The following is a 25,797-nucleotide window of genomic DNA, read 5'->3' on the forward strand; positions in this document are numbered from 1 at the left end:
CCGCGGCGCCCGCCGTTTCGCCGCCCCCTGTTATATGCAGTACTGCACTACGTCGGAAAGCAAACCCCTTTTGCGGGAAAAACACAAACCCCTGGGAGAGACCCGGGGGACCACTCCCGCGTAAAAGGTGCGCGTTTCGGACATAGGGAACCGGGGCAGCGTCGGAGCGCCGGAATACCGGGCGATGCCCGGCGATCCCTTGGCGATCACAGATGCAGAAGCATCCGGCTGTTGCCCAGGGTGTTCGGTTTCACTCGTTCGAGACCGAGGAACTCCGCGACGCCCTCGTCATAGGAACGCAACAGCTCCGCGTACACATCTCGGTCGACAGGTGTCTCCCCGATCTCCACGAAGCCGTGCTTGGTGAAGAAGTCCACTTCGAAGGTCAGACAGAAAACGCGGCGAACACCGAGCCAGCGCGCAGTCTGCAGCAACTTCCCCAGCAACTGGTGCCCGACGCCGGCGCCCTTGAGGCCGGGCTTCACCGCGAGAGTGCGGACTTCCGCGAGGTCTTCCCACATCACGTGCAGTGCGCCGCAGCCGACCACCTCGGCGTTGTCGTCGCGTTCCGCGACCCAGAACTCCTGGATGTCCTCGTAAAGCGTCACCGTCGCTTTGTCGAGCAGGATGTGTTCGCGTGCGTACGCGTCAAGGAGGTCGCGCACGACGGGGACATCGCCGGTCCGGGCGCGCCGGACGGTGACGGCTTTTGCGGTGACTTCGGGACGCTCTGCTGACATGGGCGGACGCTATCGCCCACCGTCGTCCCGCGCGGAGCCGGGGTTCTCGTCCTGCCGGGTTTCCGGACCCTGGACGATCCGTACGGCGTCCCGGAGGGCCTGACGCTGTTCGTCGCTCATCATCCCGAAGAAGGCGACGAGAGCAGCCGCCGGGTTGTCACTCTGCGACCACGCGTCGTTCATCAGGGCGGCGGCGTACGCGGCACGCGTGGAGACGGCCTCATATCGATAGGCCCGGCCTTCCGCCTCACGGCGTACCCAGCCCTTCTGATGGAGATTGTCCAAAACGGTCATCACCGTGGTGTATGCGATGGACCGTTCCTGCTGAAGGTCTTCCAGGACTTCTCGAACGGTCACCGGGCGGTTCCACTTCCACACCCGCGTCATGACCGCGTCTTCGAGTTCTCCCAATGGGCGAGGCACCCTCAGAACAATAGTGGGAGATCCCCACATTGGCGTGCCGAACAGGCACTTCAGCTACAAACGGCAGCAAAAAGGGCGTACGACTCGAAAGCGTGGGGTGTGCGAGTCGTACGCCGTGGCCCGGCGGAGTGCCGGACCGGTTCAGGCGTCGGAGCCGGCGGAGGCCTGGCGCGTGCCCTCGGCGCGCGCGAGCGCGGCGTCGACGGCGGCGTCCTCCTTGGCCTTGGCGGCCCCGCCCTGGGTCTTCACGATCACCCTGACCACACCGATGAAGAAGACGGCCATGACGACCGGGGGCACGAGCGCGGAGACATAGTCCATGCCCCCAGGGTAGCCACGGGGGCACGGAGGTCCGGGACGGGGGTTCTGGCGGGTTTTGCGGGGCCGTCCGGCGCCGGGGTCCCGCCACCCCGCTCACAGGCCCCTGCTCACCCCGCCGCGAGGCGCTGCTGCGGTGGAGTGGGCGCGACGGGCGGGGCCGACGGGGGCTTGCGGCGCGGGAAGACCTCGCCCGGGGTGGGGACGGGGCGAGACGGCTTCGGGGCACCGGGCAGCGGCGCGGGCTTCTCGGCCGGCTTCTCGGCGGGTTTCTCGGCGGGCTTCTTGCCCTTGTCCTCGTCGGCCCAGATGGCCCCGCCGCCGGGCAGGGCGGTCAGGCGGGTACGGCTGCGGCAGGCGGGCACGCTCGGCATGTCGGCGCCCAGGCCGGCCCCGCAGCGCTCCAGCAGGGCCGCCGCGGCGGGATTGCCGCGCAGGGCCCCGAGGGCGGCGAGGTCGTCGGGCATGGGGCGGTGGCCGGCCCTCAGAGCCTCCTCCAGGAGCGCGACATAGCCGACGGCGCTGCCCGGCAGTGCGGCGCGGTACCGGGCGAGGTCGGCCACCAGGAAGGCGCGCAGCCGGGCACCCTCGCGCTCCGCCTCGTCGAGCGACTCAGCCAGCCGCAGACAGTCCTGGACGTCCTCTGCCGAGGCGGGACGGGGGTGGACGGCGAGGGCGAGGGCGCGGCGGAGCACATGCAGCTCCTCCACGCCGAACGCCATGCCGCCGCGGGATCCGTATGGCGTGGGCATGGACAGAAGATACGCACTAATCAGACAAACCCGACACAATGATCCGCGCGTGGCGCTCGTGACCCACCCACCTGGACGGTTCTGGTCCGCAACACGGACAGCGCGCCCGGTGCTCACATACGGGACACGTTGCGGTCGTACACCAGACGGAGCCCTATCAGCGTCAGCCACGGCTCGTGCTCGTCGATGACCGACGACTCCCCCAGCACCATCGGCGCCAGGCCGCCCGTGGCGATCACCGTCACGTCGTCCGGGTCGTCGGCCAGCTCCCGGGCCATCCGGGTGACCACCCCGTCGACCTGACCGGCGAAGCCGTACACGATGCCCGACTGCATCGCCTCGACCGTGTTCTTGCCGATCACGCTGCGCGGCCGGGCGACCTCGATCTTGCGCAGCTGGGCGCCCTTGACGCCGAGCGCGTCGACCGAGATCTCGATGCCCGGCGCGATGACCCCGCCGATGTACTCCCCGCGCGCGGAGACCGCGTCGAAGGTCGTCGCCGTGCCGAAGTCCACGACGATCGCCGGGCCCCCGTACAGCTCGACGGCGGCCACCGCGTTGATGATGCGGTCCGCGCCGACCTCCTTGGGGTTGTCGGTGAGGATCGGCACGCCGGTCTTCACGCCCGGCTCGACCAGCACCGCGGGCACGTCGCCGTAGTACCTCCGTGTCACCTCGCGCAGCTCGTGCAGCACGGAGGGCACGGTCGCGCAGACCGCGATGCCGTCGATGCCGTCACCCAGCTCCTCGCCGAGGAGCGGGTGCATGCCCATCAGGCCCTGCAGCAGCACCGCGAGCTCGTCGGCCGTGCGGCGGGCGTCCGTGGAGATCCGCCAGTGCTCGACGATGTCCTCACCGTCGAACAGGCCCAGGACCGTGTGCGTGTTGCCCACGTCGATCGTGAGGAGCATGGCCGTCACTCCGCCTCACGCAGGTCGAGGCCGATGTCCAGGATCGGCGAGGAGTGGGTGAGGGATCCGACGGCCAGGAAGTCCACGCCGGTGTCGGCGTAGGCCTTCGCGTTCTCCAGCGTGAGCCGGCCCGAGGCCTCGAGCAGCGCCCGCCCGTGGACGATCGCCACGGCCTCCTCGCACTCGCCGGGCGTGAAGTTGTCCAGCAGGATCAGATCGGCGCCCGCGTCGACGACCTCGCGCAGCTGGTGCAGGGTGTCGACCTCGACCTCGATCGGTACGTCCGGGAAGGCCTGCCGTACGGCGTCGAAGGCCTGCGCCACGCCGCCTGCGGCGACCACGTGGTTGTCCTTGACGAGGGCCGCGTCCGACAGCGACATGCGGTGGTTCACGCCGCCGCCGCAGCGCACCGCGTACTTCTCCAGCGCCCTCAGGCCCGGCGTCGTCTTGCGGGTGTCACGCACGCGTGTCGTCGTGCCCTGCAGGGTGTCCGCCCACGCGCGTGTGGCGGTCGCGATGCCCGACAGACGGCACAGCAGGTTGAGGGCGCTGCGCTCGGCGGTCAGCAGGTCGCGGGTGCGCGTGGTGACCGACAGGAGCTTCCGCCCCGCCTCCACCGTGTCGCCGTCCTCGACGTGCCGCTCGACCTCGAACTCGTCCGTGGCGACGACCGAGATCACGGCCTCGGCGACCCTGAGGCCGGCCACCACGCCCGCCTCGCGCGCGATGAAGTCGGCGGTGGCCACGGCGTCCTCGGGGATGGTCGCGACGGTCGTCACGTCCACGCCGTGGGCGAGGTCCTCCTGGATGGCGACGTTCGCGATGTCCTCGACCTCCACGGGGTCGAGTCCGGCGTCGGCCAGGAGCTGGGCGAGCGCGGGGTCGAGCCCGCACTCCAGGTACTCCGCGTCGCCCTCGGCGCCGCAGGCACAGCCGTCGCCGCAGCCGCCGGACGAGGCGAGGGGAAGATCGGGGGTGCTCACTTTGGTCACTGCTCCTGGGGACGCTGGGGCCTGCGGGTGGGCCGGGTCGGGGGGAAGTCTGCGGTGTCCGTGGTGCGTACGGCCAGCGTGCGGTCCGGATTCAGCCGTACGACGATGTGGCGCCGCCAGTGCGTGTCGTCGCGCTCGGCGTGGTCCTCGCGCCAGTGGCAGCCGCGGGTCTCCTCGCGCTGCCGGGCGGCGCCGACCAGCACGCGCGCGACGCACAGGAGGTTGGTGGCCTCCCAGGTGTCGACGCCGGGCTCGGCGGTCTTGCCGTTCTCCTCGAGCGCGTCGCGGGCCTCGGTGTGCAGGCGGTGGAGCTGGTCCGCGGCCTTGGCCAGGGACTCGTCCGAGCGGAGCACGCCCGCGCCCTCGGTCATGATCCGCTGGATCGCGAACCGGGCCTCGGCGGCGAGCAGGGGGTGCGCCGGCTTCTCGGGGTGGGGCACCGGCTCGGGCACGCGCGCGTGGAGGCGGTCCTCCGCGTGCCGCGCGCCGATGTCGGCGGCGATGCGCTCGGCGTAGACCAGGCCCTCGAGGAGGGAGTTGGAGGCGAGCCGGTTGGCGCCGTGTACGCCGGTGCAGGCGACCTCGCCGCACGCGTAGAGGCCCGGCACGGTCGTACGGCCCCGGGCGTCGGTGCGGACGCCACCGGAGGCGTAGTGGGCGGCCGGGGCGACCGGCACGGGCTCGGTGACCGGGTCGATGCCGTTGGCGCGGCAGGCGGCCAGGATCGTCGGGAAGCGGTGCTCCCACATCTCGGCGCCGAAGTGCCGGGCGTCGAGGAACATGTGCTCGGCGTCCCGCTCCTGCATGCGCCGCATGATCGCCTTGGCGACGATGTCCCGGGGCGCCAGCTCGGCCAGCTCGTGCTGCCCGGCCATGAAGCGCACGCCGTCGGCGTCGACCAGGTGGGCGCCCTCTCCGCGCACGGCCTCGGAGACCAGCGGCTGCTGGCCCTCCGCGTCCGGGCCGAGGAACAGCACGGTCGGGTGGAACTGCACGAACTCCAGGTCGGAGACCTCAGCGCCCGCACGCAGGGCGAGCGCCACACCGTCGCCGGTGGACACGGACGGGTTGGTGGTCGCGGAGAACACCTGACCCATGCCGCCGGTCGCGAGGACCACCGCGGGGGCGTGCACGGCGCCCACGCCGTCGTGCTGGCCCTCACCCATGACGTGCAGGCTCACGCCCGCGGTACGGCCCTCGGCGTCCGTCAGCAGGTCCAGCACGAGCGCGTTCTCGATCGTGCGCAGGCCACGCGCGTGTACCGCCTCGACGAGCGCCCGGGAGACCTCGGCACCGGTCGCGTCGCCGCCTGCGTGCGCGATACGACGGCGGTGGTGACCGCCCTCGCGGGTGAGCGCCAGTCCGCCCTCGGTGGACTCGTCGAAGTGCGCGCCGGTGTCGATGAGCCGCCGTACGGCGTCGGGGCCCTCGGTCACGAGGATCCGTACGGCCTCCTCGTCGCACAGGCCCGCACCCGCCACCAGCGTGTCGTCCAGGTGCTGTTCGGGGGTGTCGCCCTCGCCCAGGGCAGCGGCGATGCCGCCCTGCGCCCAGCGCGTGGAGCCGTCGTCCAGTCGGGCCTTGGTGACGACGACCGTCCGCAGGCCCACGGCCTCGCAGCGCAGGGCCGCGGTGAGGCCGGCGACGCCGGAGCCGACGACGACGACGTCCGCGTCGATGGACCACCCGGGCGCGGGCGCGTGCAGTCGTATGCCTGTGCTGGTCACGAGGCGGCTCCGAAGGTGAGTGGGATGTTGTCGATCAGCCGGGTCGTCCCGACCCGGGCGGCGACGGCGAGGACGGCCTCGCCGGTGAAACCGTCCTCGATCTCCGTGAAGTCGGACGGGTCGACCAGGGCCAGATAGTCGAGTTCGAGCGGCGGGTCGAAGCGGGCGCCCTCGTCGAGCACGAGCCGGGTGGCGGCGCGGACGGCCGCCGGGCCGCCGGGCGCGGCCTTCGCCACCGCGTGCGCGTCGGCGGCGGCTCGGGACTCCCCTATGGCGCTGAGCGCCTCGGCACGCGCACGCGTGGCGGGCACCTCGCGGGCACGCGCGCGCAGCGCCTCCTGCGCGGCGTGCCGGTCACGGCCCGCGAACAGGGCGCGGGACAGGGTGAGGGCGGTGAGGCGCTCGTTGGCCGACAGGTAGCGGTTGCGGCTGGACAGGGCCAGGCCGTCCGCCTCGCGCACCGTCGGTACGGCGATGATCTCGACGCCGAAGTTCAGATCGCGCACCATGCGCCGGATCAGGGCCAGCTGCTGGGCGTCCTTCTGGCCGAACAGGGCCGCGTCGGGGCGGGTGAGGTGCAGCATCTTGGCGACGACGGTGAGCATGCCGTCGAAGTGCCCGGGGCGCGAGGCGCCCTCCAGTCGCTCGCCCATGGGGCCGGCGGAGATCCGCACCTGGGGCTGCCCGCCCGGGTAGACCTCGTCCACGGAGGGCGCGAACACGGCGTCCGCACCGGACTGTTCGGCGATCTTCAGGTCGGCCTCGAGGGTGCGCGGGTAGCGGTCCAGGTCCTCGCCGGCACCGAACTGGAGCGGGTTCACGAAGACGGTCACGACGACCTCGCCGTCGGGCCCGGCGATCTCGCGCGCGGTGCGGATCAGGGTGGCGTGGCCCTCGTGCAGGGCGCCCATGGTCATCACGACGGCCCGGCGGCCGCGGCGCACGCGCGCGTGCAACTCCTCGGCGGTGCTCAGCAGGGCGGTGCTCATCGGTTGTCTCCGTTCTCGGTCACACGCGTCACCGGGCGTCCAGCCTCGGCCACGCGTGTGATGTGACGGCCCGTCTCGGGCGCACCGGACGTTGCCGTCCCGAACCCGGCCCCGGTCATCGCGTGTCCTCGTCGTCGCCCGCGAGCACCCCGAGGAGGTCCTCGGCCAGCTCCGGCTTCAGCAGGCCGTGGGCGAGGGCCCGGTCGGCGGTCGCGCGGGCCATCGCCAGGTAGCCCGCGACGGTCTGCGGAGCGTGCTCGCGCAGCACGCGCACGTGCGCGGCGACCGTGCCCGCGTCCCCGCGCGCGACGGGCCCGGTCAGCGCCGCGTCGCCGGAGCGCAACGCGTTGTCCAGGGCGGCACCGAGCAGCGGCCCGAGCATCCGGTCGGGTGCCTCGACACCGGCGGTGCGCAGCAGCTCCATGGACTGGGCGACCAGGGTCACCAGGTGGTTGGAGCCGAGCGCGAGGGCCGCGTGGTAGAGCGGGCGGTTCTCCTCGGCGATCCACTCGGGCTCGCCGCCCATCTCGATGACGAGCGCCTCGGCGGCCATCCGCAGCTCCTCGGGTGCGGTGACGCCGAACGAGCAGCCGGCGAGCCGCTGGACGTCCACCGGGGTGCCGGTGAACGTCATCGCCGGGTGCAGGGCCAGCGGCAGCGCGCCCGCGCGCAGCGCCGGGTCCAGAACCCGCGCGCCGTACCGCCCCGAGGTGTGCACCAGAAGCTGTCCCGGCCGTACGGCCCCCGTCTCGGCGAGGCCCGTCACGAGGCCGGGGAGGGTGTCGTCCGGGACGGTGAGCAGCACCAGGTCGGCCCGCTCGAGGACCTCGGCGGGCGGGAGGAGGGGCACGTCGGGCAGCATGAGCGCGGCGCGCCGCCGGGAGGTGTCGGAGACCCCGGAGACGGCCACCGGGCGGTGCCCGGCGAGCTGCAGGGACGCGGCCAGCGCGGGGCCCACGCGTCCGGCGCCCACGACGCCGACGGTGAGCCGCGCGGGGCGGTCCTTGAGGTCTGGCTGCTGGTCTGTACTCACGCGACGGAGGCCTTCCCGTTCCAGTCCGCTCTGGGTACCGGACGATTTCTCGTCATGTTAACGCGATCGGGTCGAGGGCCGGTCGGTCGTCCACAGGCTGTGGGGTCCGGTCGTACCGCATCCGCGGAAACCGGGATGCCCGCGCACAGCCGGGCACGGCATCATCCCCTGCATGAGCGACGAGGCTGAGCAGGGCGAGGAGCGGTCGGCACAGGAGCGGATGCGGGAGCGCCGGGCGGCCGCCCACCGGCAGGCCCGCCGTGTGCTGTCGCGCACGGGCTTCCGGGGCACGATCGGGGAACGGCTCGCGCTGCTCCAGGAGGCCGGACCCCAGGTGTACGACCTGGACGAGCCCGCGGACATGTACGGCGACCGGATCGTGGCGGCCCTGGAGAAACGCGTCGCCACGCTGCTGGGCACGGAGGCCGCGGCGTTCTTCCCGACCGGCACGATGGCCCAGCAGGTCGCCCTGCGGTGCTGGGCGGCCCGCACCGGCGACCCCACGGTCGCCCTGCACGCCCTGGCCCACCCCGAGGTGCACGAGCGGAACGCGCTCAGCCAGGTCAGCGGCCTGCGCCCGGTCCGGGTGACCAGTGAGCCCCGGCTCCCCACGGCCGACGAAGTGCGCGACTTCACGGAGCCCTTCGGGACGCTGATGCTCGAACTTCCCCTCAGGGACGCCGGTTTCGTGCTCCCCACCTGGGGCGAACTGGAGGCGACCGTCGCGGCCGCCCGGGAGCGCGACGCGGTCGTCCACTTCGACGGTGCGCGCCTGTGGGAGGCCACGGAGCACTTCGGCCGCCCCCTGGACGAGATAGCGGGCCTGGCGGACAGCGTCTACGTGTCGTTCTACAAGTCCCTCGACGGCTTCGGCGGCGCCGCCCTGGCCGGCCCGCGCGCACTGGTGGACGACGCGAAGACCTGGCGGCACCGGTACGGCGGCATGGTGTTCCAGCAGTTCCCGACCGTGCTGTCGGCCCTCGTCGGGCTGGAGCGGGAGCTGCCCCGGCTGCCGGAGTACGTCCGCCACGCGCGCGTGGTGGCCGCCGGACTGCGCGAAGGGTTCGCCGCGGCCAAGGTCCCGTGGGCGCGTGTGCACCCCGAGGAGCCGCACACGCACCAGTTCCAGGTCTGGCTGCCGTACGACGCGGACGCACTGGAGGAAGCGGCGGTGCGCCAGGCCGAGGAGACCTCGGTGCTCCTCTTCGCGAGCGGCTGGCAGCCGGTCGGCCCCGGCATCTCGTTCACCGAGGTCACCGTCGTCGCGGCGGGGCTGGAGTGGACGGCGGACGACGTGAAGGCGGCCGTGGCGGAGTTCGTGGGGCGGCTGCCGGAGGGCAGCTGAACGACCGGCGGCAGCTGGACCACCGGATCGTGCGCACTACGGCACGCGCGCGTGCAGCCACCGGCTCAGGGCGAGCCGTACGCTCGCAAGCCGTACGCGCGCGGGCCGGGCGGCCCGCCAGGACGGCGCGGAAGCGGCGGTACTCGCGCAGCTCGCGCACGAGGCGGCCGCCACCGGTGCCGGGTGCGGGCGGGGCCGGCTCGCCGTGCAGGGCGGCGCGGTGGATGTCCAGGAGGTACTGCTGGGCGACGCTCATGGCGGATCGCCTTCTCGGACGTGCTCGGGACGTGGCCGGCCGGGCCCTGCTGCTGCCCCGGACTCCCGCCCTGCTCCGGTACGGCGCCCGTGTCGCGTCGATTGACGGCCGCCGTCAATCGACGACGGCGTTGTCGGTGGCGGCGTGCACCATGGGGGCATGAGCGTTCGCATCGACATCGCGGGGCTGCGGCCGGAGGGGGTCGCCGTCGTGCCCTCGCCCCTGGCCGAGCTCGGCATGGCGCTGCACGCGCTGTCCGAACCGGGCCACCACCCGGGCCTGCAGGGCTGGGTGACCGGCGTGACCGCCCGCCTGGACTCGCACCTGGCCGACCGGATGTGCGAGGCGGACTTCCTGTGGCGGACGACGTACTCGGACCTCTTCCTGCCGTTCGCGGGCATCCCCGGAGCCCTGCCCGGCGAGACGCTCGCCGAGGAACTCGACCTGGTGGACAAGCTGACGGACGAGCAGTTCGTGGATGCGGCCCTGGAGTTCACGTGCGTACCCGCGTACGACGCTCAGGCCCCGTTCATCCTGTCCGACCCCGCCGAGCGTCGCCGCGTCCTCGAGGTGGCCGCCGCGCGCGGCCCGGGGCCGGTGCGGTTCACCCGGCGGCTGCTCGACGACCCGCCGAGCGTCCGTGCGTGGCTGCGCCGGTTCCTGGAGGAGTGCGACGAGGCGGTCTTCCGCGGCACCTGGCCTCGGCTGCGCCACCAGCTCGCGGCGGACGCCCGGCACAAGACCGAGCTGCTGCGGCGCAAGGGGCTGGGCGAGGCGCTCGCCGCCGTCTCGCCCGCGGTGACGCTCGACGAGGCGGCCGAGCGGATCACGGTGGACAAGCTCAGCGAGGGCCGGGCCGCCACCACGGGCGGCACCCTCCTGCTGGTCCCGACGAGCCTGGGCTGGCCGCATCTGAACGTGCTGTACCGGCACGGCTGGCAACCGGTCCTGCACTACCCGGTGGGCTCTCCGGAGCTGGCGTCGCCGCCGTCGGTCGAACAGCTCACGCTGCGGATGACGGCCCTGTCCCACCCCGTCCGCATGCGGATATGCCGCCACCTGGCGCGCAGCGTCTACACCACCGGCGAGCTGGCGCAGGTCCACGGGCTGACCGCTCCCGAGGTGTCACGGCACCTCGGCGTGCTGAAGAAGGCGGGCCTGGTCACCACGCGCCGCCGCGGCCGGTATGTGCTGCACCAGCTGGACGTCACGGTCGTCGCCCGGCTGGGCAGCGACTTCCTGGAGGGCATCCTCAGATAGCCGGACGGCGGACGGCCGGCGCCCGTCAGCGGGTGCGCGGACAGCCGGTGAGCCGACAGCCGGTCAGGCGTGCCCGCCGCCCGCCCGCACCAGACCCCTCTCGTAGGCCAGGACCACGACCTGTACCCGGTCGCGCAGGCCCAGCTTGGTCAGGATGCGGCCCACGTGGGTCTTCACCGTTGCCTCGGACAGCACCAGCCGGGCCGCGATCTCGCCGTTGGACAGACCCTGGGCGACCAGCACCATGACCTCGCGCTCGCGGTCGGTGAGCCGGTCCAGCTCCTTGTGCCGGGGCTCCTTGCCGGTGGCGGGCAGCATCGGCGCGAAGCGGTCGAGGAGGCGGCGTGTCGTGGAGGGGGCGACGACGGCGTCGCCGCTGTGCACGGCACGGATGGCGGACAGCAGCTCACCGGGCGGCACGTCCTTGAGCATGAAGCCGGAGGCGCCCGCCTTCAGCCCTGAGAAGGCGTACTCGTCGAGGTCGAAGGTGGTCAGGATCAGTACCTTCGGCGGGTTGGGCTCGGCACAGACCCGGCGCGTGGTCTCGACGCCGTCCAGCTTCGGCATGCGGACGTCCATGAGGACGACGTCGACGGCGGTCTCGCGCAGCGCCTGCAGGGCCTCGACGCCGTCGCCGGCTTCCGCGACGACCTCCATGTCCGGCTGGGCGGCGAGCACCATCCGGAACCCGGTGCGCAGCAGCGCCTGGTCGTCGACGAGCATCACGCGGATCGTCATCCTGGCCTCTTCCGTGGGTTGGTGCAGGTGGGGGCGTGGCAGGTGTCATCCGGGGCGTACCGCGGCGTCAGTGCGCCGGTTTGAGCGGGAGCAGGGCGCTGATACGGAATCCTCCGCCCGGGCGAGGGCCCGCGTCGAGGGTGCCGCCGACCATGCCGACGCGCTCGCGCATGCCGATCAGGCCGTGGCCCTTCCCGTCGGCGCCGCCCTCCTCGTACAGCTCGTGCGCGGCGCCCTTGCCGTCGTCCTCGACGAGCAGGCCGAGCCCGTCGTCGAAGTAGACCAGCCGTACGCTGGCGCCGGCATTGGGCCCGCCGTGCTTGCGCGTGTTGGTCAGCGCCTCCTGAACGATGCGGTACGCCGTCAGCTCGACGCCGCTCGGCAACGGGCGCGGGGTGCCCTCGACCTTGAAGTCGACCGGCAGGCCGGAGCTGCGGCACTGCTCGACCAGCTCGTCGATCTGCTCGACGTCGGGCTGCGGGACGTACTCCCCGGCCTCCTTGTGCTCACCGGTGCGCAGCACGCCCAGCAGGCGGCGCATCTCGGCGAGGGCCTGGCGGCCGGTGGAGGAGATCGTCTCCAGGGCCTTCTTGGCCTGGTCGGGCGCGGAGTCGAGAACGTAGGCGGCGCCGTCGGCCTGTACCACCATCACCGACACGTTGTGCGCGACGACGTCGTGCAGTTCACGCGCGATCCGGGCGCGCTCGGCCGCGACCGCGACCTTGGCCTGCGCCTCGCGCTCCTTCTCCAGCCGGGCGGCGCGCTCCTCCAGCTGCGCGAAGTAGGCGCGACGGGTGCGCATGGAGTCGCCGAGCACCCAGGCGAGGGCGAACGGCACCGTCTGGAACACGGCTACCGCCACGTTCCCCAGCGCACTGGAGTGCTCCTGCGGCCAGCGGATCTGCGCGAGGGGCGCGGCGCTCAGTCCCGCGATCAGGGCGAAGCGAGAGGCCCAGCCGGCGCCGACCGCAGCCACCGTGTAGACGATCACCAGCATGGCGAAGTCGGCGACCGTCGTCTCGACGTCCAGGACCAGCTGCGCCAGTCCCGTGGCGACGGCCAGCAGCAGCATCTTCTCCGGCATACGGCGGCGCAGCGCGACGACCAGGCACATCACGGCGGAGACGGCGATCGACGCCGCCAGGCCTCCGTGGTGGTCGCGTGCCCCGTTGACGCTGTAGACGCTCGCGCCGGCGATTCCGAGCAGCACGACGGCCCAGAAGGCGTCGACCCATGTCGGGTGCCGGCGGAGGAAGTCGTAGAGGCGCTGCACGTAACCCAGCGTAGGGAAACGTGGTGTGTGCAGGGGTCAACCGGAGGACCGATCCGCGCCCCGTGCGCATACTCCGCAAGGTGGAGGCCGTGATCACCTGTGCGCCTAGTCTGTTGACGTGACGGACGGGACAGCGGACGCGGCCGAGAAGGGTTGGCGCGGGTGGCGGGCGGCCACCGAGGCGGCTCTGTACGGTCCCGGCGGCTTCTACCGGCGCCCCGAGGGCCCTGCCGGGCACTTCCGTACGTCCGTCCACGCGTCGCCGCTCTTCGCCGGCGCGGTCGCACGGCTGCTGTGCCGGGTCGACGAGGCGCTGGGGCGACCGGAGCGGCTGGACTTCGTCGACGTGGGCGCCGGGCGGGGCGAGTTGATCACGGGTGTCCTGGCCGCGCTGCCCACGGAGGTGGCCGCACGCGCGCGTGCATTCGCCGTGGAGCGCGCGGAACGTCCGGCCGGCCTCGACGACCGGATCACCTGGCTGAACGAACCCCCGAGGGAGATCACCGGGCTTCTCTTCGCCAACGAGTGGCTGGACAACGTACCGCTGGAGATCGCCGAGGTGGACTCCACGGGCGTGCCCCGCCTGGTCCTCGTACGCCACGACGGCACCGAACGCCTGGGGGACCCCGTGTCCGGTCCGCAGGCGGCCTGGCTCACCCGCTGGTGGCCCCTGCCACCGGAGGAGGGCCTGCGAGCGGAGATCGGCCTGCCCCGGGACGAGGCATGGACGTCCGCCGTCGCCGGCGTCACGCGGGGTTTGACGGTGGCCGTGGACTACGCCCACACCAGGGAAACCCGCCCCCCGTTCGGCACGCTCACCGCATTCCGGGAGGGCCGCGAGACGAGACCGGTCCCGGACGGCTCGTGCGACATCACGACGCATGTGGCACTGGACGCGTGTGCGGCGGCGGGTGAGGGCGCGCCGGGTGGGGGCGTGGAGCTGGACGGGGGCGCGGCAGGGCACGCGGGCGCCGCTCCGGACGGGCACACGGAGCGGGATGCGGGTGCTGTGCGCGACGGGGGTGCGTTGCGTGCGCCGGGCGCGCGTGCCGTGCCGGGCGCGGCAGCGGCGGACCGTGGCGCGCGTGCGTCGTCCGGGGCGAGGGTGCTTGTGCAGCGCGACGTTCTGCGCGCCTTGGGCGTCGTCGGCGTGCGCCCCCCGCTCGCGCTCGCCTCCACCGACCCCGGCGGCTACCTGCGCGCCCTTGCCGGCGCCGGTGAAGCCGCCGAGCTCACCGCAACCGGTGGGCTCGGGGACTTCGGTTGGCTCGTGCAGGCCGTTGGGATTCCGGACCCGCTCCACGACGCCGGCGACAGCACCTCCGCGTGACCCGGTCGGCGGCGGCTATTTGTCGATGTCGCCGACCACGAAGAACATCGATCCCAGGATCGCCACCATGTCCGCGACCAGCGTGCCGGGAAGCAGTTCGGTCAGGGCCTGGATGTTGTTGTACGACGCCGAGCGCAGCTTCAGCCGGTACGGCGTCTTCTCGCCCCTGCTGACCAGGTAGTAGCCGTTGATCCCGAGCGGGTTCTCGGTCCACGCGTACGTGTGTCCCTCGGGCGCCTTCAGGACCTTCGGGAGCCGCTGGTTGATCGGTCCGGGCGGCAGTTCGGCGAGCCGGTCGAGGCAGGCGTCGGCCAGCTCCAGGGCGTTGTGGGTCTGGGCCAGGAGGCACTCGAAGCGGGCGAGGCAGTCGCCCTCCTCGCGCGTCACCACCTTCAGCGTGTCCTGCAGTTCCCCGTACGCCAGATACGGCTCGTCGCGGCGCAGGTCGAAGTCGACGCCCGAGGCACGCGCGATGGGCCCGCTCACGCCGTACGCGTGCACCGTCTCCGGCGCCATCGCCCCCACGCCCCGGGTGCGCCCCCGGAAGATCTCGTTGCCGAGGACCAGGTCGTCGAACACGTCCATGCGCGAGCGCACGGCGGCGACGGCGCCACGCGCGCGTGAGGCCCAGCCCGCCGGCAGGTCCTCCTTGAGGCCGCCGACGCGGTTGAACATGTAGTGCATGCGCCCGCCGGAGACCTCCTCCATGACGTGCTGAAGCACCTCACGCTCCCGGAACGCGTAGAAGACCGGCGTGATGCCGCCCAGCTCCAGCGGGTACGACCCGAGGAACATCAGATGGTTCAGCACCCGGTTCAGCTCGGCGAGCAGCGTGCGCGTCCACACCGCCCGCTCGGGGACCTCCATGCCGAGCATCCGCTCCACGGCGAGGACCACGCCCAGCTCGTTGGAGAACGCCGACAGCCAGTCGTGCCGGTTGGCGAGCATGATGATCTGCCGGTAGTCGCGCGCCTCGAAGAGCTTCTCCGCGCCCCGGTGCATGTAGCCGATCACCGGTTCCGCGTGCACGATGCGTTCGCCGTCCAGCACGAGCCGCAGCCGCAGCACGCCGTGCGTGGAGGGGTGCTGCGGACCGATGTTGAGCACCATGTCGGTGCTCTCCGCTGCGCCGCCGATCCCGACCGTGGTCTCCGTCGTAGGAGTCATGGACACAGTCTCCCCTACGTACGCTGACCGTATGGAGACGGGGAGCTCACAGAACTCGGGGACCTCAGCACCGACCACGGCGTCCGGCGCCGAGCCGGTGTGGACCGGCCTGCCGTCGGGGCTGTTGCGCATGCGGCGGCTGTTGCTGGTGGTGTGGCTGGGACTGGCCGCGCTCGCCGCCGGGGTGCTGCCCGGAGTGTTCGCCGGACCCCCCTGGGCCGCGTTCGCGCTGCTGCCGCTGGCCCTGCTGGTGTGGGGCTGGGTTCTCCTCGGCCGCAACTGGCGCTCCTGGAGGTACGCCGAGCGCGCCGACGACCTGCTGATCAGCCGAGGTGTGCTGTGGCGCGAGGAGACCGTGGTGCCGTACGGCCGCATGCAGCTCGTGGAGGTCACCTCCGGTCCCGTCGAACGGCACTTCGGCCTGGCCAGCGTCCAGCTGCACACCGCGGCCGCGGCGACCGACGCGACCATCCCCGGCCTCGACCCGGCCGAGGCGGAACGGCTGCGTGACCGGCTCACCGAGCTGGGCGAGGCCCGATCGGCCGGCCTGTGACGGCCCCGGGCGCCGCCGACGCCGTACGCGAGGAGCGGTGGGTGACCGATCGGCGGCTGCACCCCATAACGCCGTTCCGGCGGGCGTGGGCGCCGGTCGCCGTGCTCGCCGGATGGGCGGCGCACGACCCGAACCAGGCGCAGGAGCAGCTGACGAGGCTGACCACGACCATGCTCCTCGCCGGGCTCGCGGTGCTGGTCCCGGCGGCCGCCCTCTACGGGTTCCTGTCCTGGTGGTTCACGTACTTCGCGGTGACCGACAGCGAACTGCGCATCCGTACCGGCCTGTTGTTCCGGCGCACCGCGCACATCCGGCTGGAGCGGATCCAGGCCGTCGACGTCACGCGGCCGCTCCTCGCGCGCGTGGCGGGCGTCGCCAAGCTCAGGATCGACGTCGTGGGGGCCGACAAGAAGGACGAGCTGGCCTTCCTCGGGGAGGGCGAGGCGCGCGCCCTGCGCGCGGAACTGCTCGCCCGCGCCGCCGGTTTCGCGCCCGAGACGGCGCACGAAGTCGGCGAGGCGCCGGCGCGCGAGCTGATGCACGTACCCCCGCGTGAGCTCGCGCTCTCCCTGGTGCTGACGGGCGCCACCTGGGGTTCCCTGGCCGCCGCACTCGTCGTACCGCCGGTGCTGTGGCTGCTCACCCAGAGCGTGTGGACGGTCCTCGCCACCGGTCTGCCCCTGCTGGGCGCGGCGGGCGCGAGCAGTGTGGGACGGTTCGTCGCCGAGTACGACTGGACGGTGGCCGAGTCCCCGGACGGGCTGCGCATCGACCACGGGCTGCTGGACCGCACACACGAGACGGTGCCGCCGGGGCGGGTGCAGACCGTGCGGATCGTGGAGCCGCTGCTGTGGCGGCGGCGCGGCTGGGTGCGGGTGGAGCTCGACGTGGCCGGGTCCTCGAATTCGGTCCTGGTGCCGGTCGCCCCGCGCGCGGTGGCCGAGGACGTCGTCGCGCGCGTGCTGCCCGGGGTGAGTGTGCCCCGGTCGCTCGAGCGCCCGCCGCGGCGGGCCGGGTGGTGCGTGCCGCTGTGGTGGCGCGGGTACGGCATCGAGGTCACCGGCACCGTGTTCGCCGCCCGGCACGGTCTGCTGCGCCGGAGCCTGTCCCTGGTCCCGCACGCCAAGGTTCAGAGCGTGCGGCTCGCTCAGGGCCCCTGGGAGCGCCTCTGGCGGCTTTCCGACGTGCACGTGGACACGGGGGCCGACAAGACCGTCACAGCCCGTCTGCGGGACGCGGAGGGGGCCGCGGAGCTGCTCCACGGCCAGGCGGAGAGGTCCCGGACGGGACGCAGGGACGCACTGCCGGACCGCTGGATGGCCTGAACGGCCGGATACCGGGTGCGTCTCGCCCTCAGGAAGCCGCGCTGCGCAGCCCCTGGACGTCGATCTGTTCCGTCTCGTCGTGGGCCGTGAGGTCGATGACCTGGCCGACACCGCGCGCACTCTCGTGGGCCGGCTTGAACTCGGCCTCGGACTCGGCCTTGTGGAGGGCGAGCGCCTCCTGGCCGACGACGTCGGCGAGGTCCTCGTTCTGCACGGTGTCCAGGGCGCCCGGCGACGCGCCCTTCTGCGTACCGAAGAAGTCGAACCCGCCCTCGACGGCCGGGCGCCGTACGGGCGCGGCCGGTACGACCGCCACCGCGGTCGGCACCGTGAAGTGCCCGGAGGGCTGCTGCGCCGCCTTGGCGGGAAGGGCCTTCGCCGTCGTGGTGGTGGCGGCCGCGCGCTCGTGCCCGTCGACCGCCTCCGGCTGCCCCTCGGTGTCGCCCTCCTGAGCGGGCTCCTCGGCGACCTCGGCCTGCGCGCCCTTCGGCTCGACCGCGGCGCCGGTCTCCGTCACGCCGTTGTCGGCGCTCTCTCCTTTGGCGGCGGGCACGTCCGCGGTCGTCCCGTCGTCACCGTCGCCGAAGCGGGACAGCGCCGCCTTGGCCCGCAGGAAGAGCTGGGAGCCCGCGGGCGAGAACACGGCGGGAGCCTCGGGCTGCTCCTCGGCGGTCTCGGACGCCTCCGCAACCTGGGGTGCCTCGTCGGCCTCGGTGTCGGCCGGCGCAGCCACAGGCTCGGCCTCCTGGGTCGGCGCGGGAGCGGGCGGCAACGCGCGCGCGGGTGTGGCCGCCTCTATCTCCAGCAGGCGGCGGCCCTCCAGGGCGCTGGCCCGCTCGGTCTCCGCCGTGGCGTACCGCCGCAGCAGGGCCGCGTGCTCGTTGCGCAGCCCCGCCAGCTCCGCGCGCTTCGCCCGCAGCCGCTGCTCGAGTTTGGTGCGCAGTTCGCGCGACTCCTCGAGGTCGGTCTCCAGTTCGGCGACCCGCTCCTCGTGCCGCCAGTCGTCGCTGGCACGCGCGCGCGTGAGGTCGGCGACCTGTTTTCCGGCCTGCGCGTCCCAGCGGCGCATGACGAACGCGCCGGCGACGGCCGTCGCCGCGGCGACCGCGGCCAGGGAACGGAGCACCATGGTCTCCGAGGAAACCCAGGGACCCAGGGCGCACACTAGGGAGACGCCTGCGATCACCGAAGGCGGCAACAGCCTGTGCAAAGGCGGGGAATGGCGGTGACGTCCACGTGGCATGGCCAGAAACTTACCGCGCGTAGGCGAATCGTGGTGGCCCGCCCCGTAAAAACACAGCCGCTCCGATGCCTTCACAAGGCATCGGGAACGACATGAGTCATCGGACCCGCACCGAATTCCGCAAGATCGTTTTCAGTGGTCGCTCAGCCGCCCGCTCATCCACTGCAGGGCAGCCGGAATCTCGCGCCGCCAGGTGTTGAAGTTGTGGCCCCCGCTGTCGAGGATGATCGACGAGATCCGCGTCAGGTCCGTGGCCCGCACACGCGCGATGAACCCGAGCGTGGCCTTGTAGTTCGACTCGCCGACCTTGCTGCTACTGACGAGCAGTGAAGTGTCCGGTGCGGAAAGGTGCTTGAGGCACCACCACAGGTCGGCACGGTTCTTCAGGCCCTCTTTCCCGCGGAAGAGATCACCGGTGGTGGGGTCGATCGGCGCCTTGTAGTACGGCGAGAGGCCCGCGCCCGCCGCGAACACATCGGGATGGTGCATGGCGAGCTTCAGCGCGCAGTAACCGCCCGTGGAATCGCCGATGATCCCCCAGCTCCCCGGTTTTCCGCCCACCCTGTAGTGGGCGAGTACGGCATCGGGAAGATCCTTCGCGAAGAACGTCTCGGCCCGCGGCCCACCCGGGACGTCCACGCATTCCGTGTCTCGCGGCGGCGCCACCGTCGGCCGAAGCATCACCAGGATCATCGGCTGCATCCGCCCGTCCTTGGCCAACTGCTGTGCCGTGCGCGGGTAGTGCAGCTTGTCCACCAGGGCCTGCGCGGTGCCCGGATAGCCGGTGAGGACGACGGCCGCCGGGAACGCGCGCGTGCGGTACCGCGACTGGAAGTACTCCGGCGGCAGATACACGTACGCGGGCGTGGCGATGCGCGTCGTACGCCCCACGATGTCGACCTTCTGGATCTGCCCCGTCGTCCGGGGCCACGATCCGCTCGCGCCCTGCACACGCGCGGTTGCAAGGACCTCGATCGGACCGCTCGCGCCGCGCCTGGCGGTGTGGTCCACGACGACGCCCTGGCCGGTCTCCCTGCCGAACAGGTCGGCCCAGCCGGCATAGAAACCGAATGCCTGATTGACGGCGATCCCCAGAGAGGCCAACAGCGCCAGCTGGGTGGCCAGGAGCAGGCCGACGCGTCCGCTGACGGGCCGCCAGCCGTGCCGGGCCAGCCGCGGCCACAGCCACACCGTGCCGACGAACAGCACGATGGCCAGAGCGATCCCCAGCACCAGCACTTTGTTGCTCGTGAGACCCATGGGCTGTTTCCTGCTGCGCTTTCCGCCCGAGGCCGGCCGACGCATTCGTGGCGTGGGCTTGCCCCGGACTTTCCTCGGCCTTTGAACCGGCTTTCCAGTGGGGAGTGAACCTCTCTCCCCAAGACACCGTCCTAGAGGGCGCAATGTCGCCGGATGCCCGAATCGGCACCGGGTTCAAGGTCTCTCGCAGAACTACGGGATGCGATGTCTGTCAGGGTAGATGGGGAAATGTCGGGCGAGGTTCCGAGCCGATCCAGCGTGGCGCGGCGCATAGTGCGCGGCCCGCGTCCCGAGGCCGTCCCCACCCTCGTCGCCAGGGCGTGCGCCCTCGTGGGCGTCCTGGACATCGCAGCGGGCGTCTTCCCGCGCTTCCGTCACAGCCGTATGCACGCCATGGCCGAGGTGCTGCCCGGCGCGCTCGGCCCGTTCGCGGCGGCGCTCTCGCTCAGCACCGGCGTGCTGTTGCTCCTGCTCGCGCACGGGCTCAGGCGGCGCAAGCGGCGGGCGTGGCGGGCCGCGGTCGCACTCCTGCCGGCCGGGGCGGTCGCGCAGTTCACGTACCGGCACTCCGTCATCGGGGTCCTCATCTCGCTCGCGCTGCTCGTGCCCCTGCTCCTCCATCGCGACGAGTTCGCGGCCCTGCCCGACCCGCGCAGCCGTTGGCGCGCGCTCGCCAACTTCGTCCTCATGGGCGCCGGTTCGCTCGTCCTGGGGCTGATCGTCGTCAGCGTCCATCCGAAGCGGACGATCGGCGACCCCAGCGTGGCCGACCGCCTGACCCACGTCCTGTACGGCCTGTTCGGCTTCGAGGGCCCGGTGGACTACCAGGGCAGCACCTCCTGGACCGTCGCCTTCTCGCTCGGCGCCCTCGGCCTGCTCACCGCGGTCACCACCATCTATCTGGCCTTCCGCCCCGAACACCCGGCCGCGCAACTCACCGCGCAGGACGAGGCCCACTTGCGCGCGCTCCTGGACAAGCACGGCGGCCGCGACTCCCTCGGCCACTTCGCGCTGCGCCGCGACAAGGCGGTCGTGTTCTCGCCCAGCGGCAAGGCCGCGGTGACCTACCGGGTCGTGTCCGGCGTGATGCTCGCCAGCGGTGACCCGATCGGCGACGTCGAGGCCTGGCCGGGCGCCATCGAACGCTTCATGGACGAGGCCAAGGCCCACTCCTGGACGCCCGCCGTGATGGGCTGCTCGGAGACGGGCGGCGAGGTGTGGACCCGCGAGACCGGCCTGGACGCCCTCGAACTGGGCGACGAGGCGGTGGTCGACGTCGCGGATTTCTCGCTCGCCGGACGCGCGATGCGCAACGTGCGCCAGATGGTCAAGCGCATCGAGCGGGCCGGCTACGCAACCCGGGTACGACGCATCCGTGACCTCGGCGACGCCGAACTCGAGCGGATACGGCGGGCCGCGGAGGACTGGCGCGGCACCGACACCGAGCGCGGCTTCTCCATGGCGCTCGGCCGCATCGGCGACCCGGCCGACGGCGACTGCCTGATCGCCACCGCGCACAAGGCCGAGGGCGAGCCCGGTCCGTACGGCGATCTGAAGGCGATCCTGCACTTCGTGCCCTGGGGCACGGACGGCGTCTCCCTGGATCTGATGCGCCGCGACCGGTCGGCGGACCCCGGCATGAACGAGCTGCTGATCGTCGCCGCGCTCCAGGCCGCGCCGAAGCTCGGCATCAGCCGGGTCTCGCTCAACTTCGCGATGTTCCGCTCGGCGCTGGCGCGCGGCGAGAAGATCGGCGCGGGGCCGGTGCTGCGCGCCTGGCGCGGGCTGCTGGTGTTCCTGTCGCGATGGTTCCAGATCGAGTCTCTGTACAAGTTCAACGCGAAGTTCCAGCCCCGCTGGGAGCCTCGCTTCGTCGTCTACCGCGCCTCCGGCGACCTGCCGCGCATCGGCCTCGCCGCCCTGCAGGCGGAGGGCTTCGTCGACGTCGCCCTGCCGCTGCCACGCTTCCTGCGCCGCCGTACAGCCGTCGCGCGCCCGTGCGCCCACGGGCCGGCCGAACGGGACGTGCGCGCGGCGTGACCCCGGACAGGCCCGGGCGGAAGCCCTCCCCCTCCACCGGGGCTTCCGCCCGGGCCGCACGCTCTGACGGCCCCGCCCGGGGCCTACGCTGAACATATGAGCAACCAGAGCAGCGGGCGCGGCCGAGTCGCGGGCCTTCCGACGTGGGACCGCTGCGCGGTCATGGGCGTCGTGAACGTGACCCCCGACTCCTTCTCGGACGGCGGCCGCTACTTCGACACGACGGCCGCCGTCAAGCACGGACTCGACCTCGTCGCCCAGGGTGCCGACCTGATCGACGTCGGCGGCGAGTCCACCCGCCCCGGCGCCACCCGCGTCGACGAGGCGGAGGAACTGCGGCGCGTCATCCCCGTCGTCCGCGGCCTCGCCTCCGAGGGCGTCACTGTCTCCGTCGACACCATGCGCGCCTCCGTCGCGGAACGCTCCCTCGCGGCCGGTGCCGCCCTCGTCAACGACGTCAGCGGCGGCCTCGCCGACCCCGCGATGATCCCCGTCGTCGCGGACGCCGGCGCCCCCTTCGTGGTCATGCACTGGCGCGGCTTCCTGGAGGGCGGCAACGTCGAGGGCGTCTACGCCGACGTCGTTTCCGAAGTCGTCGACGAACTGCACACGCGCGTGGCGGCCGTTCTGGAAGGCGGCATCGCCCCCGACCGCGTCGTCGTCGACCCCGGCCTCGGCTTCTCCAAGGACTCCGACCACGACCTGGCCCTCCTCGCCCACCTCGACCGTCTGCACGCCCTGGGCCACCCCCTGCTCGTCGCCGCCTCCCGCAAGCGCTTCCTCGGCCGCGTCCTCGCCGGACCGGAGGGAGCACCCCCACCGGCCCGCGAGCGCGACGCCGCCACGGCCGCCGTCTCCGCCCTCGCCGCACACGCCGGCGCATGGGCGGTCCGAGTCCACGAGGTCCGCGCCACGGCGGACGCGGTACGCGTCGCACGGGCGGTGGAGGAGGCGCGTACGGCGGGTGGCGCGCCGGGCGCGGACAACACGCTCAGGGCGCACGCGACCCAACACACGCCCCCCGCCACCCCCACCGAAGCGCCGCAGGCCCCCGGTGCTGAGGGAGACCGGTGAGCGCCCCCCACACCGATGTCGAGCAGGTCGAGCTCGCCAACACCGCCTACTACGAGGCGATGGAGCGCGGGGACTTCGAGGAGGTGTCCGGGCTCTGGCTCTCGCCGTCCGACCTGGGCATCGACGAGGAGTACCACGACCCGGCGGACGCGGGCGTGGTCTCCTGCGTGCACCCCGGCTGGCCGGTGCTCACGGGCCGTGGCGAGGTCCTCAGGTCGTACGCGCTGATCATGGCGAACACCGACTACATCCAGTTCTTCCTCACCGACGTGCACGTCTCTGTCACCGGCGACACCGCCGTGGTGACCTGCACCGAGAACATCCTCAGCGGCGGCCCCGCGCCCGAGGGCGGCTCGGAGCTCGGCCCCCTCGTGGGCCAGCTCGTCGTGGCCACGAACCTCTTCCGGCGCACCCCCGACGGCTGGAAACTCTGGTCCCACCACGCCTCCCCCGTACTCACCGAAACCGACGAGGACGAGGGCGACGACACGCCGTCCTGAGGGGCAGACGCACTGCTGGAGACCGGGAAGTGGTTGGAATCACCTACCCCGGGGTAGGTGCGGCTACCAGCCCCTGAGCCGCCGGGTTCCCCAGGGGAAACGCGTGATGAACCCTCGCGGCCCCGGGCCGGACCCAGGCACCCGTGAACCGGCTCTGTCAGTGTCCGCAGGTAGATTCGTCTGTGGCCGGTGTGCCGTCCGCACGCGGTACGACCCGGCCGTCACCGACGATTGCAGGAGTGATTCGCGTGGATCGTGTCGCGCTGCGCGGCCTGAAGGCCCGTGGGCACCACGGGGTGTTCCCCAAGGAACGCGAGGAAGGCCAGACCTTCATCGTGGACCTCGTCCTGGGCCTGGACACCCGGCCCGCCGCGGCCGACGACGACCTGGCGAAGACCGTGCACTACGGCATCGTGGCCGAGGAGGTCGTGGCCGTGGTCGAGGGCGAGCCGGTGAACCTGATCGAGACCCTCGCAGAGCGCATCGCCCAGACCTGCCTGAAGCACGAAGGGGTCCAGGAGGTCGAGGTCTGCGTCCACAAACCGGACGCACCGATCACCGTCCCCTTCGACGACGTGACCGTCACCATCATCCGGAGCCGAGTATGACCACATCCTTCTCGCACGGCCCCACCGACCCGACCGTCCAGCCGGTCCCCGCCTCCGTCGTCGAGAAGGTCGACGCCGCCGACACCACCCTCCAGAACCCGAAGTGGGCCGTACTCTCCCTCGGCTCCAACCTCGGCAACCGCCTGGAGACCCTGCAGGGCGCCGTCGACGCCATGGAAGACACCCCCGGCGTCCGTATCAAGGCGGTCTCGCCCGTGTACGAGACGGAGCCGTGGGGCGTCGAGCCCGGCAGCCAACCGTCGTACTACAACGCGGTCGTGGTCCTGAAGACCACGCTCCCTCCGTCCTCCCTGCTGGAGCGCGCGCACGCCGTCGAGGAGGCCTTCAACCGCGTACGGGACGAGCGCTGGGGCCCGCGCACCCTCGACGTCGACATCGTCGCGTACGCCGACGTCGTCTCCGACGACCCGCAGCTCACCCTCCCGCACCCGCGCGCCCACGAGCGCGCGTTCGTGCTGGCGCCCTGGCACGATCTCGACCCCGAGGCGCAGCTGCCCGGCCGGGGCACGGTGGCCGACCTTCTGCACTCCGTCACCCGCGAAGGTGTCGAAGCCCGCGCGGACCTGGAACTCCGACTGCCCGAGTAGTCGTTAAGGTCGAGACGACCGCGGGACGGGCACACTGGGGTGGGCCGCCGACGACCACAGTGCGGGGGAGCTGAAGGAACACCGTGAAAGAGCTGCGCATCAGGATGCTGGCGGGCGTGTTCGTCGTGGCGGGAGTGCTGTCCTGGGCGGGCGCCCGCCTGTGGAACTCGGTGGGGACGCTCCCCAGCGTCCCTCTGGCCGCCCCCATCGTCCTCGCGCTGATCGCGGTGGTCCTGCTGTCCACGGCGCTGTCGCTGCGCGCCCGCCTCAAGGCCCAGCGCGAGCGCCGTCCCGGCGCGAAGGGCGTCGACCCGCTGATGGCCGCCCGCGCGGTCGTCTTCGGCCAGGCCAGCGCCCTGGTGGCGGCCCTGGTCGCCGGGATGTACGGCGGCACGGGCGTGTTCCTGCTGGAACAGCTGGACATCCCGGCCCGCCGCGACCAGGCCTTCTACGCCGGTTTCTCAGTGGTGGCGGGCATCGGCGTGATAGCGGCGGCCATCTTCCTGGAGCGGGTATGCAAGCTGCCGGATGACGACGAGCACGATGGGCCGGGGACGGCGCCGACGATGTGAGCCGCCAACGGCTCTCACCAGCTGCTTGCTGGGCAGCCCGTACCCCACCAATACCCCACTGACAATCGGGTCAGCGCGCCAGTATCAGACTCATCGCCTCGGCCCGACTCGTAGCGTCCCGGAGCTGTCCCCGTACAGCCGACGTCGTCGTCTTCGCGCCCGGCTTGCGGATGCCCCGGACCGACATGCACATGTGCTCGGCCTCGATGACGACGATCACGCCCCGCGCCTCGAGGATCCGTACGAGGGAGTCGGCGATCTGCGTGGTGAGCCGTTCCTGCACCTGAAGACGACGAGCGAACACCTCGACCAGCCGCGCCAGCTTCGACAGCCCTGTGATCTTGCCCGTCTCCGCCGGGATGTACCCCACGTGGGCCACGCCGTGGAATGGCAGCATGTGGTGCTCGCACAAAGATACGATTTCGATGTCCTTCACCAGGACCATCTCATCGTGCCCGAGGTCGAACGTGGTCGTCAGCACGTCCTCGGGTTCCTGTGTGAGGCCCACCAGCAACTCGCGATACGCCCGCGCCACTCGCGCCGGCGTGTCCCGGAGGCCCTCGCGGTCCGGGTCCTCGCCGACCGCGATCAGGAGTTCGCGTACGGCGTTCTCGGCGCGCTTCTCGTCGAACTCGCCGATGGTGCCCTCGCTGTCCAGCGTCACGGGGTCGGTCATCTGGTGCCTCGTTCCTGTGTCTCTCACGTGCGGACATGCGCAATGCCGCGCCCCCCAGGCTAGAACCTGGGGTGCGCGGCATAC

Annotated in this window: 26 protein-coding genes; 11 read left to right on the forward strand and 15 right to left on the reverse strand. The window is 72.3% G+C overall.

Annotated features, from left to right (window positions below):
* Positions 1–206: 206 nt before the first annotated feature.
* The 9 genes from IEZ19_RS33290 to IEZ19_RS33330 all read right to left on the reverse strand — a co-directional run bounded on the left by IEZ19_RS33290 (position 207) and on the right by IEZ19_RS33330 (position 7,885).
* A complete protein-coding gene (locus tag IEZ19_RS33290) occupies positions 207–740 on the reverse strand; it encodes an amino-acid N-acetyltransferase (protein ID WP_189315040.1) in 534 nt (177 codons plus the stop codon).
* A 9-nt stretch (positions 741–749) separates the two neighbouring features.
* Positions 750–1,151, reverse strand: a complete 402-nt coding sequence (locus IEZ19_RS33295; protein ID WP_189315041.1) for a BlaI/MecI/CopY family transcriptional regulator — start codon at positions 1,149–1,151, stop codon at positions 750–752.
* A 153-nt stretch (positions 1,152–1,304) separates the two neighbouring features.
* The gene (locus IEZ19_RS33300) at positions 1,305–1,484 is read right to left on the reverse strand and encodes a hypothetical protein (RefSeq protein WP_189315042.1); all 180 of its coding nucleotides are present in this window, start codon (positions 1,482–1,484) and stop codon (positions 1,305–1,307) included.
* Between the two features lie 107 nt (positions 1,485–1,591).
* Complete coding sequence (locus tag IEZ19_RS33305; protein ID WP_189315043.1) at positions 1,592–2,233, reverse strand: serine/threonine-protein kinase; 642 nt, start codon at positions 2,231–2,233, stop codon at positions 1,592–1,594.
* Between the two features lie 113 nt (positions 2,234–2,346).
* Positions 2,347–3,144 carry a type III pantothenate kinase gene (locus IEZ19_RS33310; RefSeq protein ID WP_189315044.1) on the reverse strand — a complete coding sequence of 266 codons (798 nt, stop codon included), beginning with the start codon at positions 3,142–3,144 and terminating at the stop codon, positions 2,347–2,349.
* 5 nt (positions 3,145–3,149) lie between these two features.
* Entirely contained in the window at positions 3,150–4,127 is a 978-nt protein-coding gene (nadC, locus tag IEZ19_RS33315) for a carboxylating nicotinate-nucleotide diphosphorylase (RefSeq protein ID WP_189315045.1), read from the reverse strand.
* Positions 4,128–4,132: 5 nt separating this feature from the next.
* Positions 4,133–5,863: an L-aspartate oxidase gene (locus IEZ19_RS33320; protein ID WP_189315046.1), complete on the reverse strand. Its 1,731-nt coding sequence runs from the start codon at positions 5,861–5,863 to the stop codon at positions 4,133–4,135.
* Positions 5,860–6,852, reverse strand: a complete 993-nt coding sequence (gene panC, locus IEZ19_RS33325; RefSeq protein WP_189315047.1) for a pantoate--beta-alanine ligase — start codon at positions 6,850–6,852, stop codon at positions 5,860–5,862. The genes IEZ19_RS33320 and panC overlap by 4 nt, the downstream gene beginning before the upstream one ends.
* 115 nt (positions 6,853–6,967) lie before the next feature.
* Positions 6,968–7,885 (reverse strand): Rossmann-like and DUF2520 domain-containing protein, encoded by a 918-nt coding sequence (locus IEZ19_RS33330; protein ID WP_189315048.1) that lies wholly within the window; start codon positions 7,883–7,885, stop codon positions 6,968–6,970.
* 172 nt (positions 7,886–8,057) lie between these two features.
* Between IEZ19_RS33330 and IEZ19_RS33335 the strand changes: the two genes are divergently transcribed.
* Both IEZ19_RS33335 and IEZ19_RS33340 read left to right on the forward strand, forming a co-directional pair.
* The gene (locus IEZ19_RS33335) at positions 8,058–9,230 is read left to right on the forward strand and encodes a threonine aldolase family protein (RefSeq protein WP_189315049.1); all 1,173 of its coding nucleotides are present in this window, start codon (positions 8,058–8,060) and stop codon (positions 9,228–9,230) included.
* Positions 9,231–9,645: 415 nt separating this feature from the next.
* Positions 9,646–10,746 (forward strand): DUF5937 family protein, encoded by a 1,101-nt coding sequence (locus IEZ19_RS33340; RefSeq protein WP_189315050.1) that lies wholly within the window; start codon positions 9,646–9,648, stop codon positions 10,744–10,746.
* 63 nt (positions 10,747–10,809) lie between these two features.
* Here IEZ19_RS33340 and IEZ19_RS33345 read toward each other — a convergent pair whose 3' ends face one another.
* Positions 10,810–11,484, reverse strand: coding sequence for a response regulator (locus tag IEZ19_RS33345; protein ID WP_189315051.1), 675 nt, complete (start codon positions 11,482–11,484; stop codon positions 10,810–10,812).
* 67 nt (positions 11,485–11,551) lie between these two features.
* A complete protein-coding gene (locus tag IEZ19_RS33350) occupies positions 11,552–12,757 on the reverse strand; it encodes a sensor histidine kinase (protein WP_189315052.1) in 1,206 nt (401 codons plus the stop codon).
* Between the two features lie 118 nt (positions 12,758–12,875).
* Between IEZ19_RS33350 and IEZ19_RS33355 the strand changes: the two genes are divergently transcribed.
* Complete coding sequence (locus IEZ19_RS33355) at positions 12,876–14,087, forward strand: SAM-dependent methyltransferase (protein ID WP_189315053.1); 1,212 nt, start codon at positions 12,876–12,878, stop codon at positions 14,085–14,087.
* A gap of 15 nt (positions 14,088–14,102) precedes the next feature.
* On the opposite strand, the gene IEZ19_RS33360 is transcribed toward IEZ19_RS33355, so the two are convergent.
* Positions 14,103–15,254: an NADH-quinone oxidoreductase subunit D gene (locus tag IEZ19_RS33360; protein WP_189315054.1), complete on the reverse strand. Its 1,152-nt coding sequence runs from the start codon at positions 15,252–15,254 to the stop codon at positions 14,103–14,105.
* A 31-nt stretch (positions 15,255–15,285) separates the two neighbouring features.
* Here IEZ19_RS33360 and IEZ19_RS33365 point away from each other — a divergent pair, with 31 nt between their 5' ends.
* The gene (locus IEZ19_RS33365; protein ID WP_189315055.1) at positions 15,286–15,807 is read left to right on the forward strand and encodes a PH domain-containing protein; all 522 of its coding nucleotides are present in this window, start codon (positions 15,286–15,288) and stop codon (positions 15,805–15,807) included.
* Positions 15,804–17,132 carry a PH domain-containing protein gene (locus IEZ19_RS33370; protein ID WP_189315056.1) on the forward strand — a complete coding sequence of 443 codons (1,329 nt, stop codon included), beginning with the start codon at positions 15,804–15,806 and terminating at the stop codon, positions 17,130–17,132. Before IEZ19_RS33365 ends, IEZ19_RS33370 begins: the two co-directional genes overlap by 4 nt.
* A gap of 28 nt (positions 17,133–17,160) precedes the next feature.
* On the opposite strand, the gene IEZ19_RS33375 is transcribed toward IEZ19_RS33370, so the two are convergent.
* Both IEZ19_RS33375 and IEZ19_RS33380 read right to left on the reverse strand, forming a co-directional pair.
* Positions 17,161–18,375 (reverse strand): hypothetical protein, encoded by a 1,215-nt coding sequence (locus IEZ19_RS33375; protein WP_189315057.1) that lies wholly within the window; start codon positions 18,373–18,375, stop codon positions 17,161–17,163.
* 132 nt (positions 18,376–18,507) lie between these two features.
* Positions 18,508–19,635, reverse strand: coding sequence for an alpha/beta hydrolase (locus IEZ19_RS33380; protein ID WP_189315058.1), 1,128 nt, complete (start codon positions 19,633–19,635; stop codon positions 18,508–18,510).
* Between the two features lie 228 nt (positions 19,636–19,863).
* Here IEZ19_RS33380 and IEZ19_RS33385 point away from each other — a divergent pair, with 228 nt between their 5' ends.
* The 6 genes from IEZ19_RS33385 (at position 19,864) to IEZ19_RS33410 (ending at position 25,037) form a co-directional block, all read left to right on the forward strand.
* Entirely contained in the window at positions 19,864–21,675 is a 1,812-nt protein-coding gene (locus IEZ19_RS33385; protein WP_189315059.1) for a phosphatidylglycerol lysyltransferase domain-containing protein, read from the forward strand.
* A 96-nt stretch (positions 21,676–21,771) separates the two neighbouring features.
* On the forward strand, positions 21,772–22,749 hold the full coding sequence (folP, locus tag IEZ19_RS33390) for a dihydropteroate synthase (protein ID WP_229841149.1): 978 nt from the start codon (positions 21,772–21,774) through the stop codon (positions 22,747–22,749).
* The gene (locus IEZ19_RS33395; protein ID WP_189315060.1) at positions 22,746–23,249 is read left to right on the forward strand and encodes a nuclear transport factor 2 family protein; all 504 of its coding nucleotides are present in this window, start codon (positions 22,746–22,748) and stop codon (positions 23,247–23,249) included. Before folP ends, IEZ19_RS33395 begins: the two co-directional genes overlap by 4 nt.
* A 248-nt stretch (positions 23,250–23,497) precedes the next feature.
* Positions 23,498–23,857: a dihydroneopterin aldolase gene (gene folB / locus IEZ19_RS33400; protein WP_100827527.1), complete on the forward strand. Its 360-nt coding sequence runs from the start codon at positions 23,498–23,500 to the stop codon at positions 23,855–23,857.
* Positions 23,854–24,465 (forward strand): 2-amino-4-hydroxy-6-hydroxymethyldihydropteridine diphosphokinase, encoded by a 612-nt coding sequence (gene folK / locus IEZ19_RS33405; protein WP_189315061.1) that lies wholly within the window; start codon positions 23,854–23,856, stop codon positions 24,463–24,465. Before folB ends, folK begins: the two co-directional genes overlap by 4 nt.
* A gap of 83 nt (positions 24,466–24,548) precedes the next feature.
* Positions 24,549–25,037, forward strand: a complete 489-nt coding sequence (locus IEZ19_RS33410) for a DUF3180 domain-containing protein (RefSeq protein WP_189315062.1) — start codon at positions 24,549–24,551, stop codon at positions 25,035–25,037.
* A 70-nt stretch (positions 25,038–25,107) separates the two neighbouring features.
* On the opposite strand, the gene folE is transcribed toward IEZ19_RS33410, so the two are convergent.
* On the reverse strand, positions 25,108–25,713 hold the full coding sequence (folE, locus tag IEZ19_RS33415) for a GTP cyclohydrolase I FolE (protein WP_189315063.1): 606 nt from the start codon (positions 25,711–25,713) through the stop codon (positions 25,108–25,110).
* Between the last annotated feature and the right edge of the window lie 84 nt (positions 25,714–25,797).

Source organism: Streptomyces brasiliensis, from assembly GCF_014647875.1.
Lineage (GTDB): Bacteria > Actinomycetota > Actinomycetes > Streptomycetales > Streptomycetaceae > Streptomyces > Streptomyces brasiliensis.